The following is a 16,466-nucleotide window of genomic DNA, read 5'->3' as shown; positions in this document are numbered from 1 at the left end:
CCAACCGGGTGGCTACCGGACCAGCGCCCGGTTACCGCTTGCGTTGTGGTGGAACAACACCAACGATCCAGCAGGAACTCGATCACCCGGATGTACCACAGTGGACAGTGACGGAACGGTCACCTCGTACGAGAACACGGCAGACGGAGCAACGTCGATCAGTTCGTCGGAGTCGGCCGGCGCGGTGTAGCGGCCGTCGACGCCCACGGTGTAGGTCACCGGTCCGGCAGGAAGCACCGAACGCGAGACCGGCAGCACCACGACGTCGCTGTCGAACACGTTCGAGTCGAACGAGCCGTCCAGGCCGTTCAGCGGCTGCTCGTCGACGACCTCCTTCGTGCCGGCCACGACGGTGCGGGCCAGCCAGATGTCGGCGGTCACGTCGTCCTTGTCGTTCGTCGGCTTCACGGCGGTGGTGACGAAGTCCTTGCCACCCACCGAGAACTTCACCTGCGGCTTGGTGTTGCTGCCGAGGTTGGTCCAGGTGTCCCAGGTCGCGACGCCGAACGCCAGCAGATCCGGGGTCGCCGTCGCGCCGACGTAACGGAGGTCGCCGCCGCGAGCCGTGCGGTTGACGGCGCAGTTGTCCTGCACGTCCGGGCCGCACGCGGGCAGGCGGTCGGAGCGGGCGCCGAGCTGCAGCACGGTCATGCGCGCCTGGTAGTCCGGCTGGTCAAGGCCCTGACCCACGATCCGGCCGGACACCACGGTCAACCGCGACACCGGCTTCGGCGCCGCGTAGACCGGCACCCGCAGCGAGCGGTCACCCGTGAACATCACCAGGCCCGACGCCTCCGCCAGGAACTGCCGCCCCTCGTCCAGCTTCACCGTGGGGTCCGGGGTCTTCCGCAACGCCGCCGGGTTCGGGATCCGCAGCTGGAGGCCCACCGACGCCGAACCGCCCGGCGGCAGCACCACGTAAGGCGTGGTGACCTGGAAAGACACCCCTGGCACCGACGTGATCGGCTCGTACTGGGCGTGCAGGCGGACCGAAGTCGTTCCCTTGTTGAGCAACCGGATCGTTCGATTGCTCAGCAACGGCCCACCGACCTCGACCGTGCCGAACGACGCGTCACCGACAGCCAGCACGTCCGCGGACAGCGCCGCCAGCCCGTCCACCCGACCGGCGCCGACCCGCATCGGCGCCTCGCGGACACCGGCATCGGAGTGGATGACGCCGTCAGCGGTGTTCATCAGCGCGGCCTTGATCTCCGCGACCGTCCACTGCGGATGAGCCTGGCGCAGCAACGCCGCGATCCCGGCGACGTGCGGCGACGCCATCGACGTTCCACCCAGCGAGGCACCGTCGGAAGCCGTCCCAGCGGCGGCCGAGAAGATCGTGTCACCGGGCGCGGCCACCGAGATCGACGATCGGGACCGAGAAGAAGAAGGAGTCATCGTGTCCGCGATCGCCGGTTCCAACGACGGCACCGCGAGCTTCAAGGCAGAGGTCAGGTGCACCGAAAGCGTCTTCGCTTCCAATGCCGGGCGCAGAGCCCGAGAAGCCGCCGCCGTCAGCTGGAACGCCGGAATGTGCGCATTACCGGCGATCCCGGCCGCGAACACCGGCAACGAGGTCGGCAGCAGCACCCCGTCCGCCCCGGCCTTCCACGCGTTGTCGGTCCGAGCCCCGGAACCGCAGGCGCGCGTGGCGTCGTTGTCGTCCCACTCCAACCAGACGATCTTCCCGTGCAGGTCCTCGGAGATCGGCTTGCAACCGTCCACATCGGACGACAACCGCACCACGGGACGAGTGAGATCCATGGAGCCCTTGAAGTTGATGCTGTACTGCCCAGGCCACTGCTTGCCGTCGACCTCCAGCCCGTCCAGCATCGAGAACGCGTCGCGGATGTTCGCCACCGAGATCGCTTCGGGAGCGTTGCCCGGCGATCCGGCCACGTCGTAGAAGTCGCCGCCATTCCCAGCAGCGGCAACGACAACGACGCCGTTCTGCGTCAGCTTGCGCACGAACAGGGCATCGGGATCGTCCGAAGCGCCGAAGTCGCTGCCCAACGAAAGATTCACCACGTCGAGCCGGTCGGAGAAGTCCCCGTCACCGTTGGGGTCGAGCGCCCAGTCCAGCGCCTTCGCGGTGAGGTTCGTCCCGCCCTCGCACCCGAACACCTTCAACGCGTACAGCAACGCGTTGGGCGCGGTACCAGGCCCGATCTTCAGCGAGTCCAGGTCCACCGACGAGTACGACCCGCGGAAGGTCGAGCCGTCCGCGTTCACCCCGAACCCGGCCGCGGTCCCGGCCACGTGCGTGCCGTGCCCCTCGCAGTCCATCGGGTCGTCGTCCGGCTCCGGCAACGACCCGGGCTTCCCGGTGTAGGCGTCACCCGCGAAGTCGTGGCCCCCGACGACCTTCGCGGTCGGGTACGACCCGCCGCCGAAGTCCGCGTGGTGGTAGTCGATCCCGGTGTCGATCACGCCGATCCGCACACCGTCCCCGAAACGTCCGAACGACTTCCAGGCATCGGAGGTCCGGGTGAGACGGACGGCGTGCGCGTTGGTGAGCTTCTTCGGCTCCATGCGGTGGACCGCGCGAACCTCGGGCATGCGCGACAAAGCAGACAGGCGGGACTTTTCCGTCGACAGCACGACGCCGGGCACCGCGTTGGACGTTCGGGCAACTTCCCGGCCACCAGACCGGGAAACGACCCGAGCAGCCGTGACGGAAGTGCGCTCCTGGGCTGAACGCGCCTGTGTAACGCTCGCCGTGTCCACCGCAGCCGTCGAGGTCAGCTCCACGAAAACGGTTACGCGCTCGACTGGGCCGGATGGCGTGAGCAGTGCGCCCACCAGGAGTGATGCGGCCACCATCTTCATGATCAAAGCCTCCTAGTCATCGGACGACTTCACGTCGGGACCTAGACGAACGTGCCCTCGCGGGGCTATACATCCGATGTATTTCGTGCGGTGTGACCAGAGGAGGAACGGCCGTGCAGTTTTTGCGCCTGGGGCCGGTCGGTGACGAACGTCCCGCAGTGAGGACCGACGACGGGACGACATACGACCTCCTACCGATCACTCCGGACATCGACGGCGCGTTCCTCGCGAACGACGGCGTCAACCGCGTGCGCGCGGCGCTCGAAGCCGGCGAGCTCGAAGCGCTCAACGACGAAGGACTGCGGGTCGGACCACCGCTCGCACGCCCCGGCAAGGTCATCTGCATCGGCCTCAACTACCGCGACCACGCGGAGGAGACCGGCGCGGACATCCCCGGTGAGCCGGTGATGTTCCTGAAGACGCCCGACACCGTGGTGGGCCCGTACGACGAGGTGCTCGTCCCGCGCCGGTCCGTGAAGACCGACTGGGAGGTCGAGCTCGGCGTCGTCATCGGGCGCACGGCTCGCTACCTCGAGTCCGAAGAGGACGCTCTGGCGTGCGTCGGCGCGTACGTGCTCTCGCACGACGTCTCCGAGCGGGAGTTCCAGATCGAGCGCGGCGGGACGTGGGACAAGGGTAAGAACTGCGAGACGTTCAACCCTCTCGGCCCCTTCCTCGTGCCCGCCGACGAGATCGCCGATCCGCAGAGCCTGGAGATGCGGCTCTGGGTGAACGGCGAGATCAAGCAGAACTCGTCCACCAAGAACATGATCTTCCCGGTCGCGGAGATCGTGCGCTACCTCAGCCAGTTCCTCGTCCTTCGTCCGGGTGACGTCATCAACACAGGTACACCCGCTGGAGTGGCGCTCGGCCAGGCCGAGCCCAAGCCGTACCTGCGCGCCGGCGACGTCGTCGAGCTGGAGATCGAGGGCCTCGGCAAGCAACGTCAGACCCTCGGGCAGGCGTGACCCATGCCGAAGATCACCGCACTGGACGTGCTGGACATCCGGTTCCCGACCTCGCGCGAGCTCGACGGCTCCGACGCGATGAACCCGGACCCGGACTACTCGGCCGCCTACGTCGTCCTGCGCACCGACGACGGGCCTGAGGGCCACGGGCTCGCGTTCACCATCGGCCGCGGCAACGACGTGCAGGCGGCCGCGATCAAGGCGCTGGCCCCGCACGTCGTCGGCAAGGACGTGCCGGAGAACGCGAAGGGCCTGGCAGAGCTGTACTTCGAGCTCATCGGCGACTCGCAGATCCGCTGGCTCGGGCCCGAGAAGGGCGTCGCGCACATGGCGATCGGCGCGGTCGTCAACGCCGCGTGGGACCTCGCCGCCCGCCGCGCCGGGTTACCTGTCTGGCGGTTCCTCGCCCAGATGACGCCCGAGGAGATCGTCAGCCTCGTCGACTTCCGCTACCTCTCAGATGCATTGACGCCCGACGACGCGTTGCAGATCCTGCGCAAGATCGAGCACGGCAAGGCCGAACGCGTCGAAACCATTGCCCGCGAGGGATATCCGGCCTACACGACGTCACCTGGCTGGCTCGGTTACTCCGACGAGAAGCTCGCCGGACTGGCACGACAGGCCCTCGCCGACGGCTTCGACATGATCAAGCTCAAGGTCGGCGGCAGCCTCGACGACGACGTCCGCAGGATGAAGCTCGCCCGCGAGGTCGTCGGCGAGGACATCCGCGTGGCGGTCGACGCGAACCAGCGCTGGGACGTCGACACGGCGATCCGCTGGATGCGCGAGCTGGCGCCGTACAACCCGTACTGGATCGAGGAGCCCACGTCGCCGGACGACGTGCTGGCGCACCGCGCGATCGCCGACGCGCTGGCCCCGATCAGGGTCGCGACCGGCGAGCACGTGCAGAACCGCGTGGTGTTCAAGCAGATGCTGCAGGCAGGCGCGCTCGACGTGCTGCAGCTCGACGCCTGCCGGGTGGCGGGCGTGAACGAGAACATCGCGATCCTGTTGCTGGCCAAGAAGTTCGAGGTGCCGGTGTGCCCGCACGCCGGCGGTGTCGGGCTGTGCGAGCTGGTCAGGCACCTGTCGTTCTTCGACTACGTCGCGGTGTCCGGCGAGGTCGGCGAGCGCGTGATCGAGTGGGTCGACCACCTGCACGAGCACTTCCTGGACCCGGCCGTGGTCGAGAACGGCCGTTACCTGGCACCTGCCGAGCCGGGATTCTCCGCTCAGCTCAAGGAAGAGACGCTGTCCGACTACGTGTACCCGGAGGGTCCCGTGTGGACGGCACTGGAGGGCGAGAATGACTGACTTCGAAGGACTTGTCGCCGTCGTCACCGGCGGTGCGTCCGGAATCGGCCTGGCCACGGCGAACCTGCTGGCCTCGCGCGGTGCCACGGTCGTGGCGCTGGACCTCAACCCGGACGTGAAGGACCCGCTCGTCGGGATCCGCGCGGACGTGTCGGACGACGAGAGCGCCAAGGCCGCGATCGACGAGGTCGTGCAGCGGTTCGGACGGCTCGACGTCGTGGTGAACAACGCGGGCATCGGCTCGCAGGGCGATGTCGCGGCGAACGACGACGACGAGTGGCTCAAAGTGCTCAACGTCAACGTGCTCGGCATGGTGCGCGTGTCGCGGGCCGCGTTGCCGCACCTCAGGAACTCGCCGTCCGCGGCGATCGTCAACACCTGCTCCATCGCTGCGTGGGCCGGGCTCCCGCAGCGTGCTCTCTACTCGGCCAGCAAGGGCGCGGTGTACTCGCTGACGCTCGCGATGGCCGCCGACCACGTGCGCGAAGGCATTCGCGTCAACGCGGTCGCTCCCGGCACGGCGGACACCCCGTGGGTGGGCCGTCTGCTCGACTCGGCACCTGACCCGGCAGCCGAACGGGCCGCGCTGGAGGCACGCCAGCCGCACGGGCGTCTGGTCTCCGCCGATGAGGTCGCGGGTGCGATCGCCTACCTGGCGAGCCCGCTTTCCGGTTCCACCGCAGGCACCATCCTCGCTGTCGACGGTGGCATGTATGGCTTGCGCTTGCGTCCCAAGCAGTCATGAAAGGCAAATGACACGATGAAGCGTCGCAACCTCACCGCCGCGGTGTGCCTCGCGCTCGCCGGTGCACTCACACTGTCCGCCTGTGGTGGCGGGTCCACCGGGACCGGGAGCAGTGGTGTCGGCCCGATCGGCGCCGACCACCCGCGAGCCGACTCCGACTTCTGGAACTCCTACATCAAGTACTTCCCGGACAAGGCCAAGGATCTCGGCGTCAACCTGCTGAACCCCACCAACTCGCAGAACAAGGTGGAGACGCTGGTCGCGAACGCCCAGTCGCTGCAGTCGCAGGGCGCCAAGGCGATCATCATGGCGCCGCAGGACACCGGCGCGATCGCGTCCACTTTGGACCGCTTGGACAAGGCGAAGATCCCGGTCGTCACGGTCGACACCCGTCCGGACAAGGGCAAGACCTACATGGTCGTGCGTGCGGACAACAAGGCGTACGGCGAGAAGGCCTGCAAGTTCCTGGGCGACAAGCTCGCCGGCAAGGGCAAGGTCATCGAGTTCCAGGGCGCGCTGTCGTCGGTCAACGGCCGCGACCGCTCCGAGGCGTTCGCCGCCTGCATGAAGAAGGACTACCCCGGCATCACGGTGTTCGAGGAGCCGACCGACTGGGAGGGCCCGAAGGCATCGGCGGCCCTGCAGACCAGGCTCAACCAGCACCCGGACATCAACGGCATCTACATGCAGGCCGGCGGCGTGTTCCTCGCGCCGACGCTGCAGCTGTTGAAGCAGAAGAACCTGCTGGTCCCGCCGAGCGACCCGAAGCACATCTTCATCGTCTCCAACGACGGCATCCCGTCGGAGCTGAAGGCGATCCGCGACGGTGAGATCGACGCGACCGTCTCGCAGCCGGCCGACCTCTACGCGCAGTGGGCGCTCTTCTACGCGAAGGCCGCGGTCGAGGGCAAGACGTTCCAGCCCGGAAAGACTGACCACGACTCCACGATCGTCGACGTCGGCGGTGGCCGCCTGGAGGACCAGCTCCCGGCTCCGCTGATCACCAAGGAGAACGTGGACGACAAGGCGTTCTGGGGTAACCAGATCTGATGAGTGACTATGCCGCTGTCGCGCGTGGCGTGACGAAGAGGTTCGGGCGGACGCTCGCGTTGGACGACGTGGGCATCGAGATCCGGGCCGGTGAGTCGCACGCGCTCGTCGGTCGCAACGGCGCGGGCAAGTCGACGTTGGTCTCGGTGCTGACCGGCATGCAGGTGCCGGACGCGGGCGAGGTCAGCTTCTTCGGCGAGCCCGCGCCGCCCGTCGCCGACCGCGCGGCGTGGCGGCGTCACGTCGCCTGCGTGTACCAGAAGTCGACCGTCGTGCCGGAGCTCTCCGTCGCCGAGAACCTGTTCATCAACCGGCAGGACCTCGGCGGCGGCCTGATCAGCTGGAAGAAGCTGCGCGCTGAAGCTTCGGCTCTGCTGGAGACCTACGACGTCGCGGTGCATCCGGACGAGCTGGTGTCCGCACTGACGGTCGAACAGCGGCAGCTCGTCGAGATCGCACGGGCGTTGTCGATCGGCTCGCGGTTCGTGATCCTCGACGAACCGACCGCGCAGCTCGACGGCCCGGCGATCGAGCGGCTGTTCGACCGGATGAGGTCGTTGCAGGACAAGGGAGTGACGTTCCTCTTCATCTCCCACCACCTGCAGGAGGTCTACGAGGTCTGCCAGACGGTGACGGTCTACCGCGACGCGCGGCACATCGTCACCGCGCCGGTCGCCGAGATGTCCAAGCCGGACCTGATCGAGGCGATGACCGGTGAGGCCGGTGGGCTGAACGTGCCCAGCGGCGACGACCGGCCGTCGTCCACCGACGAGGTGCTGAAGGTGTCCACGCTCAGCGGGGACCACTTCTCGGACATCTCGCTGGCGGCGACGCGTGGCGAGGTCATCGGGCTCGCGGGCAGTGCGTCGTCGGGCAAGCACGAGTTCGCCGAGACCATCTACGGGCTGCGCAAGCCGTCCGTCGGCACGATCTCGGTGAACGGCTCGGCGGTGCGCGGCGGTGACGTCCCGGCGGCTTTGAAGGCCGGAATCGGCTGTGTGCCACGGGATCGTCACCACCAGGGGCTCGTGCTGGACCTGTCGATCGCGGAGAACGCGACGATGAGCACCGCGCACGCGTTCGTGTGGCCGTCGGCGCAGCGATCCGCCGGGTCGACTGCAATTGCTTCGTACGACGTGAAGGCCTCCGGGCCGGACCAGCCCGTGTCCGACCTCTCCGGCGGCAACCAGCAGAAGGTCGTGATGGCGCGGGCACTCGCCGGCGACCCCTCCGTGCTGGTGCTGATCAACCCGACCGCGGGCGTGGACGTGAAGTCCAAGGAGTCGCTGCTCGGGGTGGTCGACGCGCAGGCGCGCCGGGGCAAGGCGGCGATCGTCGTGTCCGATGAGCTGGACGACCTGCGGGTCTGCGACCGTGTTCTGGTGATGTTCCACGGTTCCGTCGTGCGCGAGTTCTCTCGTGGCTGGCGCGACCAGGAACTCATCGCGGCTATTGAAGGAATGAGCTCGGAATGACGAAGGCCATGACTCCGCCGGTCTCGGCTCCCACACCGCCTGGGAAGCAGAAGTTCCAGTTCGCGCGGTACCAGGACCTCGCGCTGGTCCCGGTGATCATCATTTTGTTGATCATCGGGGCTGTGCTGTCGCCGATCTTCCTGACGCCCGGCAACCTGATCGCGGTGCTCACGCAGCAGAGCGAGCTGTCGTTGCTGGTGCTGGGCCAGGCGATGATCCTGATCGTCGGCAAGATGGACCTGTCGCTGGAGTCGACGGTCGGTCTCGCGCCTGCGCTGGCGGTCGCGTTGATCATCCCCGCGGCTTCCGGCGGGCTCGACGTCGGCCTGTCCGCGTGGATGGCGCTGCCGTTGTGCCTGCTGATCGGTGTTCTGATCGGTGGGCTGAACGGGTTCCTGATCCTGAAGGTCGGGCTGTCCGGGTTCATGGTGACCCTGGGCATGCTGACGATGCTGCGCGGCCTGCAGCTCGCGATCACCGAGGGCAAGTCGCTGATCGACGTGCCGGAGTCGTTCCTGTACCTGGGCTCCACGACCTGGCTCGGGCTGCCCGCGGCGGTGTGGATCTGCGTTCTTTGTTACGCGGTGGGCATCTTCGTGCTGAAGTACCTGCGCGCCGGTCGTTCGTTGTACGCGATCGGCGGAAACTCCGAGGCCGCGCGTGCCGCCGGTATCCGGGTGGACCGCGTGGTGTGGACCGTGCTGATCATCGGCTCGGTGCTGGCCGTGGTCGCGGGCATCCTGATGACCGGGCGGCTGGGTTCCGTCGCCGCGACGCAGGGCGAGGGCATGATCTTCCAGGTCTTCGCGGCCGCGGTGATCGGCGGAATCTCGTTGCAGGGCGGCAAGGGCACGCTGTTCGGTGCTCTGTCCGGTGTGCTGATGCTCGGGCTCGTGGAGCAGATCCTGCGCCTGCAGGGTGTTTCCGGCTTCTACATCAAGGCCTCGTACGGTGCGGTGATCATCCTCGCCCTGATCGTGACCCGGTTCGCGACCGGTCAGAAGCAGGAGTGAGTCTTGGAGACCGTTGCGCTGCACACGCGTCTTAGGGCTGGTCGAGAGGCTGACTACGACCGCGTTCACGCCACCATTCCTGCGGAACTGGACGGCGCGTTGCGCGAGGCCGGGGTGCACTCGTGGCGGATCTGGCGGTCCGGCCGCGAGCTGTTCCACCTCGTCGAGGTGGACGACTACAAGGCGATGCGTGCGCATTTGGCTGAGCACCCGGCGAACATTCCGTGGCAGGCTCAGATGGCAGAACTGCTGGAGGTCGAGGACGACTACTCCGGCGTCGAACCCGATGTGCGACTCGTGTGGGAGCTGCCGTGAAGGTCGCTGTTTCTCGTCTGGGCTTCGGAGCCGCGCCGATCGGCAACCTGTACCGGGAGATCTCCGACGAGGAGGCTTTCGGGGCGGTCGAGGCGGCGTGGCAGACCGGGGTCCGGTACTTCGACACCGCGCCGCACTACGGACTCGGCCTGTCGGAGCGGCGGTTGGGCGTCGCTCTGGCAGGCCGTCCACGCGACGAGTACGTGATCTCCACGAAGGTCGGCCGGTTGCTGGAGCCGTTCGACGGTGAGGGCCTGGACGACGAGGGCTTCGCGGTTCCTCGGCATTTCCGGCGGGTGCGGGATTACTCGGCGGACGGTGTTCGGCGATCCATCGAGTCCTCTTTGGAGCGTCTCGGCACGGATCGGGTGGAGATCGTCTACATCCACGATCCCGATGAGTACTGGGACGTGGCCTTTGGCGAGGCCTATCCCGCACTGGAGGAGCTGCGGTCGCAGGGCGTTGTCGGTGCGATCGGCGTCGGCATGAACCAGTGGGAGATGCCGGAGCGGTTCGTCCGCGAGACCGACATCGACGTGGTGATGCTGGCCGGGCGGTACACCTTGCTGGAGCAGCCTTCGCTGGCTTCGTTCCTACCCGCGTGTGTTGAGCGCGGTGTTTCGGTGGTGGCCTGCGGGGTGTTCAACTCCGGGCTGCTGTCGAAGCCCGTGGTGGCTGCCGACGCCAAGTACAACTACGACGACGCGCCTCTTGAGCTGGTGCAGCGGGCTCGTGCCATCGCGGCTGTGTGCGAGCGGCACGGGGTGACGTTGCCGGAGGTGGCGATCCAGTTCGCCATGGGCCACCCCGCCGTGGTGTCGGTGGTGATCGGCTCTCGGACGGCTGAGCAGATGAACGCCAACGCTGCTTACTTCGCGGCTTCGATCCCCGAGGACCTGTGGGCCGAGCTGAAGTCGACGGGCCTGCTGGGTGCGGAGGTTCCGACGCCGTGATCATCGACGCTCACCACCACCTGTGGGACCTGTCGGTTCGCGACCAGGACTGGATCACCGATCCGCCGATGGGCGTGATCCGCCGGTCGTTCCTGGAGCCGGACTTCATCGAGGCGGCGCCTGAGGTTTCCGCTTCCGTCCTGGTGCAGACGGTGTGCGTGCCGGAGGAGACGCCGGAGTTTCTCGCGGTGGCGGCATCTTCGGACGTCGTCGGCGCGGTGGTGGGCTGGACAGATCTGACGTCTCCCGCCGTGGGTGACGCGCTGGCTTCGTTGACGGATGATCCGAACGGCTCGTGGCTGCGCGGGATTCGGCACCAGGTGCAGGGTGAGCCGGACCCGGAGTGGTTGTGCCGCAAGGACGTCTGGAACGGGCTCGCGGCCGTCGGCGCTGCTGGGCTGGTGTACGAGCTGCTGACGTTGCCGCACCAGCTGCCTGCCGCGCGCAAGACCGTGGCGGCGCTGCCTCAGGTTTCTTTTGTGGTGGATCACTGCTCGAAGCCGGCGATCGGGTCTGATCCCGGCGAGTGGGCCGAGCTGATTCGCTCGTTGGCGGCGCACGAGAACGTGACGTGCAAGCTGTCCGGGCTCGTCACCGAGGCTGACTGGAAGTCCTGGGACGTGGCCGCTCTACGGCCGTACTTCGAAGTCGTGCTCGACGCGTTCGGGCCGGACCGCCTGATGTTCGGCTCTGACTGGCCGGTGTGCCTGCTGGCGGCTTCTTACGGCGAATGGCTCGGGGCAGCTCAGGAGTTGGTGTCGGAGCTGTCACCCGACGAGCAGGCCGCGATCTTCAGCGGGACTGCTCGCCAGGTGTACTCGCTCTAGAACAGCGCCTTCAGCTCGCTGATCAGCTTCGGCGTGGCCCCGGCGAGCGGTTCGCGGACCGGGCCGGCGGGGAGGCCGAGCAGGTTGAGCGCGGCCTTGACCGCCACGGCGCCGGGCTCGCGGGTCATGATCGCGGTGATCACCGGCAACAGCGCCTGGTGGCGGCGCAGGGCTTCCTTGTTGTCGCCCTCGTCGTAGGCGTCGAGCATCGCCTTGATCTCGTTGCCGACGACGTGGCCGACGGTGCTGACCGTGCCGACGCCGCCGATCGAGTACAGCGGCAGGATCAGCTCGTCGTTGCCGGAGTAGAAGTCGAGCCCGGTCTCGGCGATGACCTTCGCCGTCGCCAGCAGGTCGACCTTGCAGTCCTTCACGCCGACGATCCGCGGGTGCTCCGAGAGCCTCAGCAGCGTCTCGGTCTCGATCGCCGTGCCGGTGCGGCCAGGGATGTCGTAGAGCAGCGCGGGCAGACCGGACGCGTTCGCCACCTGCCTGAAGTGATTCTCGACGCCTTCCTGCGTGGGCTTGCTGTAGTACGGCGTGACGACGAGCAGCCCGTCCGCGCCGTTCTCCTCGGCCTGCTTCGCGAGCTCGATGGTGTGGCGGGTGGAGTTGGTGCCGACTCCCGCGAGGACGTGGGTGTCGCCGACCGCTTCCTTCACGGCCTTGATGACCTGCGCCTTCTCGGCGTCGGTCGTGGTCGGCGCCTCGCCGGTCGTGCCGTTGACGACCAGCCCGTCCACGCTCTGCTTGTCGACCAGGTGCTGCGCCAGCTCCTGCGCACCCTTGAGGTCCAGGTCACCGTCGGGGGTGAACGGGGTGACCATCGCTACCAGCACTCGTCCGAACATGACTCAAGCGTGGCTCGGGTTTATGGAAAGTTCCAGTTAGAAGTTCTGCTCGGAACGTTAAGCTGAGCTTTGTGTTGGACGTTCGCCGCTTGCGGTTGCTGCACGCTCTCTCGGTCCACGGCACGGTCACGGCCGCCGCCGAGGCGCTGCACGTGACCTCTCCCGCGGTCTCCCAGCAGCTGGCTGCCCTGGAGCGCGAGGCCGGGGTCGCCCTGGTCGAGAAGGACGGGCGTCGGCTGTCCCTGACCCGCGCCGGGCACGTGCTGGCCGCGCACACGCAGCTGGTTCTGGACCAGCTCGCCGCCGCGGAGGCCGACCTGGCCTCGCTGCGGACTTCCGTGTCGGGCCTGGTGCGCATCGGCGCGTTCGTGTCCGTCGCCGCATTGCTGCCGCGCGTGATCCAGGTGCTGCGGTCGGCGCACGGGTCCGATGTGGAGCTTTTCGTGCACGAGATGGAGCCCGAGGCGTCACTGCCTGCGTTGCGGCGCGGGGACATCGACATCGCGGTCATCCACTCGTACAACATCATGCCGCGCTCGTTGCCCGAGTCCTGCGAGTCGTTCGAGCTGTTCGTGGAACCGGTGAACGTGGCGCTGCCTTTGTCGGATCCGTTGGTGCAGCAGGATTCCGTGGACTTGGCGCTGTTGGCTGACCGGCCGTGGATCATGCCTCGTACGGATGCTTCTTGTCACGAGCTGACGCAACGGGCGTGTGGTGCTGCTGGGTTCGTGCCGCGCGCACAGGCCTATTGCGATGATTTTGGGGTTATGTGCGGCCTAGTGGAGGCCGGGCTAGGGGTTGCGTTGGTTCCATCGGTTGCGCGGCGGCCTGGGGTGGCGTTGAGGCCGTTGAAGCAGCAGGTTTTTCGGACTGTGTCAGCGGTTGTGCGGAATCGGGCCGATGGACAGCCAGCCGTTCGGGTGGTCTTGGAGCAGCTTCGCCAGGTCTAGGCGCAGTGAGAATCTCAGATTCCAGATCACGCCGATAACGTCTCATTCGTGTCCGAACCCACGTTCCGGCAGCGGCGCCTTGGCAGAGTGCTCCAGGAGCTGCGGGAGAGGGCTGGCTTGAGCCAGAAGGACATCGCCGACCGGCTGCACTACAACATCGCCAAGGTCAGCCGCATCGAGAACGGACAGGTCCCGGACTACAGCGCGTTCGAGACGATGCTCGACTTCTACGGTGTGATCGCGGACGACGTCGCCCCGTACATCGAGATGTGGAATCTCGCGGTTGAGAAGGCCTGGTGGCACCAGTTCAGAGAGGAGGGGCGGGGCTACCTCAGCCTTGAGCACGATGCGATCAAGATCAGAATGGTGGAGCCCTGCTACATCCCTGGTCTGCTGCAGACCAGGTCGTACATGCGCGCCCTGTTCAGCGGTTCACGGACGCCACGTTCGAAGAAGTGGATCGAACAGCAGATCGCCATTCGTGAACGCCGTCAGCGGCGCCTTCACGGCGATGATCCGCTGCAGCTCCACGTGGTCATCGGCGAGGCGACGATGGTCCATGCCGATCGCAGACAGTTGTTGCATCTCAACGGCCTAGCCGAGCTGAACAACGTCACGATCCAGGTGCTTCTCGATTCCGCCGGCCTGCATGACGGGCACAACGGTGGGTTCACCGTGCTCGACTTTCCATACCCCGGCGACCCGCAGGTCCTGTACGTCGAGTACAGCCGAGGGTCGTTCCAGAGTGATGATCCGGCTCTCGTGCAGGCTGCTAGCCTCGATTTCAAGCACCTCTCGAAGCTGGCGTTGACCCCCGATCAGTCCGCCGCGTGGATCGAGAGGTTGGCTACCGAGAGGTAGGGACCGCTGTGTGGCGCAAGAGCAGTCGTAGCAACAACGGCGAAGAAAGCAACTGCGTTGAGGTTGCGCTGACCAGCTCCACAGCGCTCGTTCGTGACTCGAAGAACAAGGCTTCGATCGTCGCCGTGCCCGGTTGGAAGAGCTTTCTGGGTGCCGTTAAGCGCGGAGACCTAGGCCAGGTCTGAAAGCCACTGCTCGACGCCGGCCACGTGCACCGTGGACCAGCTGCGGGCGAGCTCCGGCTGGTGCGCGGCCAACGCGTCCACGATGGCACGGTGTTCGGCGACCGTGCGGTCCACGGCGTTCGACTGCGTGATGCCGCGCCAGATGCGGACGCGGACGGTCGGCCCGGCCAGCGTGTCGAGCAGCTGGGCCAGGTAGGCGTTGCCCGAGCACTGGGCGATGGCCCGGTGGAAGTCGAGGTCGTGCTCGACCAGTTCCTCCACCGACTTGGCGGACTCGGCGGCGTCGCACAACGCCCGGAGCCGCGCGATCTCCTCCTGGTCCACCCTTTGGGCAGCCATGGCGGCGGCTGCGGGTTCGAGGATGCGGCGGACCTGGAGGACTTCGAGGACCGAATCTTCGCCCCGGTGCAGATCCAGGACGAAGGAGAGGGCGCCGAGGAGGTCGTCGGCGCGCAGGGACGAGACGTAGGTGCCGTCGCCCTGGCGGACATCAAGTACACGAACGAGTGACAGTGCCTTCACGGCCTCGCGCAGGGAGTTGCGCGAGAGTCCTAGGCGTTCGGCCAGGTCAGCCTCACGCGGGAGGCGGTCGCCGGGCTTCAGTTCGCCCGAAACGATCATCTCCTTGACGCGCAGGATCGCATCGTCAGTGACTGCCACGGCACCCTCAACTCGTTGTAGACCTCGGATGTCTGAGGACCAGTATGCGCCACGGATGGTCATCTGCCGTGCATCGTCCGGCTATCCCGGTTCGAATGGCCGTGATTCACCGATTGGTATGTGAGATGGTTATCTCTTAACGATACGTGACGGGAACCCCTGTTGTCGCCATAATGGTCTGGACCATTCTAGGAGGGATCTTGGACGCCGTTGTCGCAGCACCGCGCGCTTTGCTCGGTCGCACGATCGTCGGTCCTGCCTCGGTGCGGATCAGAGATGGCCGCATCGTCGAGGTGACCACCGGTGAAGCACCGCCCGGCGCGGAGGTCCTCTCCGACGGACTGCTCACACCGGGGCTCGTCGACGTCCAGGTGAACGGCGCCGTCGGCGTCGACTTCGCCGAGGTGGATGCCGACAGCATGCGGTTCGTGGCGGAAGCCTTGCCGTCCACCGGTGTGACCCGGTTTCTGCCCACACTGATCACCGCGCCGGTGGACGTGGTCCTGAGGCAGGCACGGGCCGTGCTCGCCGCTTCGGCCGCGTTGCCGGACGGGGTCGGGGCCAGGCCGCTCGGCGTGCACCTCGAAGGGCCGTTCCTGTCGCCCAAGCGGGCCGGCGTGCACGATCCGTCGTTCATGGTCGAGCCCGGGCCGGACCAGATCTCGGCGCTGCTGGAGGACGAGACGCTCCGGCGTGCGCTCCGGATGGTGACTTTGGCGCCTGAGCAGCCCGGCGGTCTTGAGGCCGTGCGGCGGCTGGTCGAGGCCGGGGTGCTGGTTGCTGTCGGGCACTCGGATGCCACTGGTGAGCAGACCCGTGCGGCGGCTGACGCCGGGGCGCGGATGGTCACGCACCTGTTCAACGCCCAGCGGCCGTTGGGACACCGCGAACCAGGCGTGCCAGGTGTGGCCCTCGTCGACGAACGCTTCACGCTCGGCCTGATCGCGGACCTCGCACACGTCGGGCCTGACGTGTGCCGGTTGGTGTTCAACGCGGCCGGTGAACGAGTGGCGCTGGTGACCGATGCCGTCGCGGCGGCCGGGATGCCTCCTGGCCGGTACCACCTGGGTGGGGCCGACGTCCTGCTCACCGAGGACGGCGTGCCGCGGTCACCGGAGGGCACGATCGCCGGTTCGGCGCTCACCCTCGACCGCGCGGTCCGCAACATCGTCTCCGTCGGCGTGCCGATGGCGGACGCGCTGGCATCGGCCACGATCGTGCCGGCCGAGGTCATCGGCGAGTCCGGGCTGGGCCGCCTGGCTCCTGGCGCCGTGGCTGACCTCGTGTGGTGGGACGACAACCTCCGCCCCAAGAAGGTCTGGGTAGACGGCCAGGTCGTCTTCGACGCCGAGGCGCCCGCACCACGGGTCGCGGCAGGCTCGGCCTGCTCGGTGCGGCGCTAGTCGCCCGCGGCACGAGCCTTCGCGGCCTGCGCCTCGAACTGCTCCACGCGCTCGCGGAACTGCGCCA

Annotated in this window: 16 protein-coding genes; 13 read left to right on the top strand and 3 right to left on the bottom strand. The window is 67.4% G+C overall.

The genetic code is table 11. The annotated features are described in order from the left end of the window. Nucleotides 1-12 precede the first annotated feature (12 nt). Nucleotides 13-2,829 carry a S8 family serine peptidase gene (locus ABZX92_RS21335; protein ID WP_355561925.1) on the bottom strand — a complete coding sequence of 939 codons (2,817 nt, stop codon included), beginning with the start codon at nt 2,827-2,829 and terminating at the stop codon, nt 13-15. Between the two features lie 113 nt (nt 2,830-2,942). Between ABZX92_RS21335 and ABZX92_RS21330 the strand changes: the two genes are divergently transcribed. The 9 genes from ABZX92_RS21330 to ABZX92_RS21290 are packed head-to-tail and all read left to right on the top strand — an operon-like array spanning nt 2,943 to nt 11,489. Then, entirely contained in the window at nt 2,943-3,797 is an 855-nt protein-coding gene (locus tag ABZX92_RS21330; RefSeq protein WP_355561922.1) for a fumarylacetoacetate hydrolase family protein, read from the top strand. Nucleotides 3,798-3,800: 3 nt separating this feature from the next. Continuing rightward, complete coding sequence (locus ABZX92_RS21325; RefSeq protein ID WP_355561919.1) at nt 3,801-5,111, top strand: enolase C-terminal domain-like protein; 1,311 nt, start codon at nt 3,801-3,803, stop codon at nt 5,109-5,111. After that, nucleotides 5,104-5,856: an SDR family oxidoreductase gene (locus ABZX92_RS21320; protein WP_355561916.1), complete on the top strand. Its 753-nt coding sequence runs from the start codon at nt 5,104-5,106 to the stop codon at nt 5,854-5,856. The genes ABZX92_RS21325 and ABZX92_RS21320 overlap by 8 nt, the downstream gene beginning before the upstream one ends. A gap of 15 nt (nt 5,857-5,871) precedes the next feature. Continuing rightward, on the top strand, nt 5,872-6,906 hold the full coding sequence (locus ABZX92_RS21315; protein WP_355561913.1) for a sugar ABC transporter substrate-binding protein: 1,035 nt from the start codon (nt 5,872-5,874) through the stop codon (nt 6,904-6,906). Next, nucleotides 6,906-8,381, top strand: a complete 1,476-nt coding sequence (locus ABZX92_RS21310) for a sugar ABC transporter ATP-binding protein (protein WP_355561910.1) — start codon at nt 6,906-6,908, stop codon at nt 8,379-8,381. Before ABZX92_RS21315 ends, ABZX92_RS21310 begins: the two co-directional genes overlap by 1 nt. Next, the gene (locus ABZX92_RS21305; protein WP_355561908.1) at nt 8,378-9,394 is read left to right on the top strand and encodes an ABC transporter permease; all 1,017 of its coding nucleotides are present in this window, start codon (nt 8,378-8,380) and stop codon (nt 9,392-9,394) included. Before ABZX92_RS21310 ends, ABZX92_RS21305 begins: the two co-directional genes overlap by 4 nt. A 3-nt stretch (nt 9,395-9,397) precedes the next feature. After that, nucleotides 9,398-9,709: an L-rhamnose mutarotase gene (locus ABZX92_RS21300; protein ID WP_355561905.1), complete on the top strand. Its 312-nt coding sequence runs from the start codon at nt 9,398-9,400 to the stop codon at nt 9,707-9,709. Then, nucleotides 9,706-10,662 (top strand): aldo/keto reductase, encoded by a 957-nt coding sequence (locus ABZX92_RS21295; RefSeq protein WP_355561903.1) that lies wholly within the window; start codon nt 9,706-9,708, stop codon nt 10,660-10,662. The genes ABZX92_RS21300 and ABZX92_RS21295 overlap by 4 nt, the downstream gene beginning before the upstream one ends. Next, nucleotides 10,659-11,489 (top strand): amidohydrolase family protein, encoded by an 831-nt coding sequence (locus ABZX92_RS21290; RefSeq protein ID WP_355561900.1) that lies wholly within the window; start codon nt 10,659-10,661, stop codon nt 11,487-11,489. Before ABZX92_RS21295 ends, ABZX92_RS21290 begins: the two co-directional genes overlap by 4 nt. On the opposite strand, the gene dapA is transcribed toward ABZX92_RS21290, so the two are convergent. After that, nucleotides 11,486-12,340, bottom strand: a complete 855-nt coding sequence (gene dapA / locus ABZX92_RS21285) for a 4-hydroxy-tetrahydrodipicolinate synthase (RefSeq protein ID WP_355561897.1) — start codon at nt 12,338-12,340, stop codon at nt 11,486-11,488. The genes ABZX92_RS21290 and dapA overlap by 4 nt on opposite strands. A 71-nt stretch (nt 12,341-12,411) precedes the next feature. Between dapA and ABZX92_RS21280 the strand changes: the two genes are divergently transcribed. From ABZX92_RS21280 to ABZX92_RS21270, 3 genes are read left to right on the top strand one after another with little or no spacing between them, the layout of a single operon-like run. Further along, nucleotides 12,412-13,290, top strand: a complete 879-nt coding sequence (locus ABZX92_RS21280; RefSeq protein ID WP_355561895.1) for a LysR family transcriptional regulator — start codon at nt 12,412-12,414, stop codon at nt 13,288-13,290. A 48-nt stretch (nt 13,291-13,338) separates the two neighbouring features. Further along, the gene (locus tag ABZX92_RS21275) at nt 13,339-14,151 is read left to right on the top strand and encodes a helix-turn-helix transcriptional regulator (RefSeq protein WP_355561892.1); all 813 of its coding nucleotides are present in this window, start codon (nt 13,339-13,341) and stop codon (nt 14,149-14,151) included. Continuing rightward, nucleotides 14,121-14,336 (top strand): DUF397 domain-containing protein, encoded by a 216-nt coding sequence (locus ABZX92_RS21270; RefSeq protein ID WP_355561889.1) that lies wholly within the window; start codon nt 14,121-14,123, stop codon nt 14,334-14,336. Before ABZX92_RS21275 ends, ABZX92_RS21270 begins: the two co-directional genes overlap by 31 nt. On the opposite strand, the gene ABZX92_RS21265 is transcribed toward ABZX92_RS21270, so the two are convergent. Next, nucleotides 14,322-14,996 carry a FadR/GntR family transcriptional regulator gene (locus ABZX92_RS21265; protein ID WP_045311469.1) on the bottom strand — a complete coding sequence of 225 codons (675 nt, stop codon included), beginning with the start codon at nt 14,994-14,996 and terminating at the stop codon, nt 14,322-14,324. The two genes, ABZX92_RS21270 and ABZX92_RS21265, sit on opposite strands and share 15 nt — an antisense overlap. A 200-nt stretch (nt 14,997-15,196) precedes the next feature. Between ABZX92_RS21265 and nagA the strand changes: the two genes are divergently transcribed. Continuing rightward, entirely contained in the window at nt 15,197-16,399 is a 1,203-nt protein-coding gene (nagA, locus tag ABZX92_RS21260; protein WP_355561886.1) for an N-acetylglucosamine-6-phosphate deacetylase, read from the top strand. The last annotated feature ends 67 nt before the right edge of the window (nt 16,400-16,466 follow it).

The sequence above is a fragment of the Lentzea sp. NPDC006480 genome (assembly GCF_040611995.1).
In the GTDB taxonomy this organism is placed as follows: domain Bacteria; phylum Actinomycetota; class Actinomycetes; order Mycobacteriales; family Pseudonocardiaceae; genus Lentzea.
Note: the sequence above shows the minus strand (reverse complement) of the source record. Positions and strands in the feature narration are given on the sequence as shown.

Bases quoted from the DNA above. Each gene is read 5' to 3' on its own strand.
- ABZX92_RS21335 (WP_355561925.1), bottom strand. From the start codon at position 2,829: ATGAAGATGGTGGCCGCATCACTCCTGGTGGGCGCACTGCTCACGCCA.
- ABZX92_RS21325 (WP_355561919.1), top strand. From the start codon at position 3,801: ATGCCGAAGATCACCGCACTGGACGTGCTGGACATCCGGTTCCCGACC.
- ABZX92_RS21320 (WP_355561916.1), top strand. From the start codon at position 5,104: ATGACTGACTTCGAAGGACTTGTCGCCGTCGTCACCGGCGGTGCGTCC.
- ABZX92_RS21315 (WP_355561913.1), top strand. From the start codon at position 5,872: ATGAAGCGTCGCAACCTCACCGCCGCGGTGTGCCTCGCGCTCGCCGGT.
- ABZX92_RS21310 (WP_355561910.1), top strand. From the start codon at position 6,906: ATGAGTGACTATGCCGCTGTCGCGCGTGGCGTGACGAAGAGGTTCGGG.
- ABZX92_RS21305 (WP_355561908.1), top strand. From the start codon at position 8,378: ATGACGAAGGCCATGACTCCGCCGGTCTCGGCTCCCACACCGCCTGGG.
- dapA (WP_355561897.1), bottom strand. From the start codon at position 12,340: ATGTTCGGACGAGTGCTGGTAGCGATGGTCACCCCGTTCACCCCCGAC.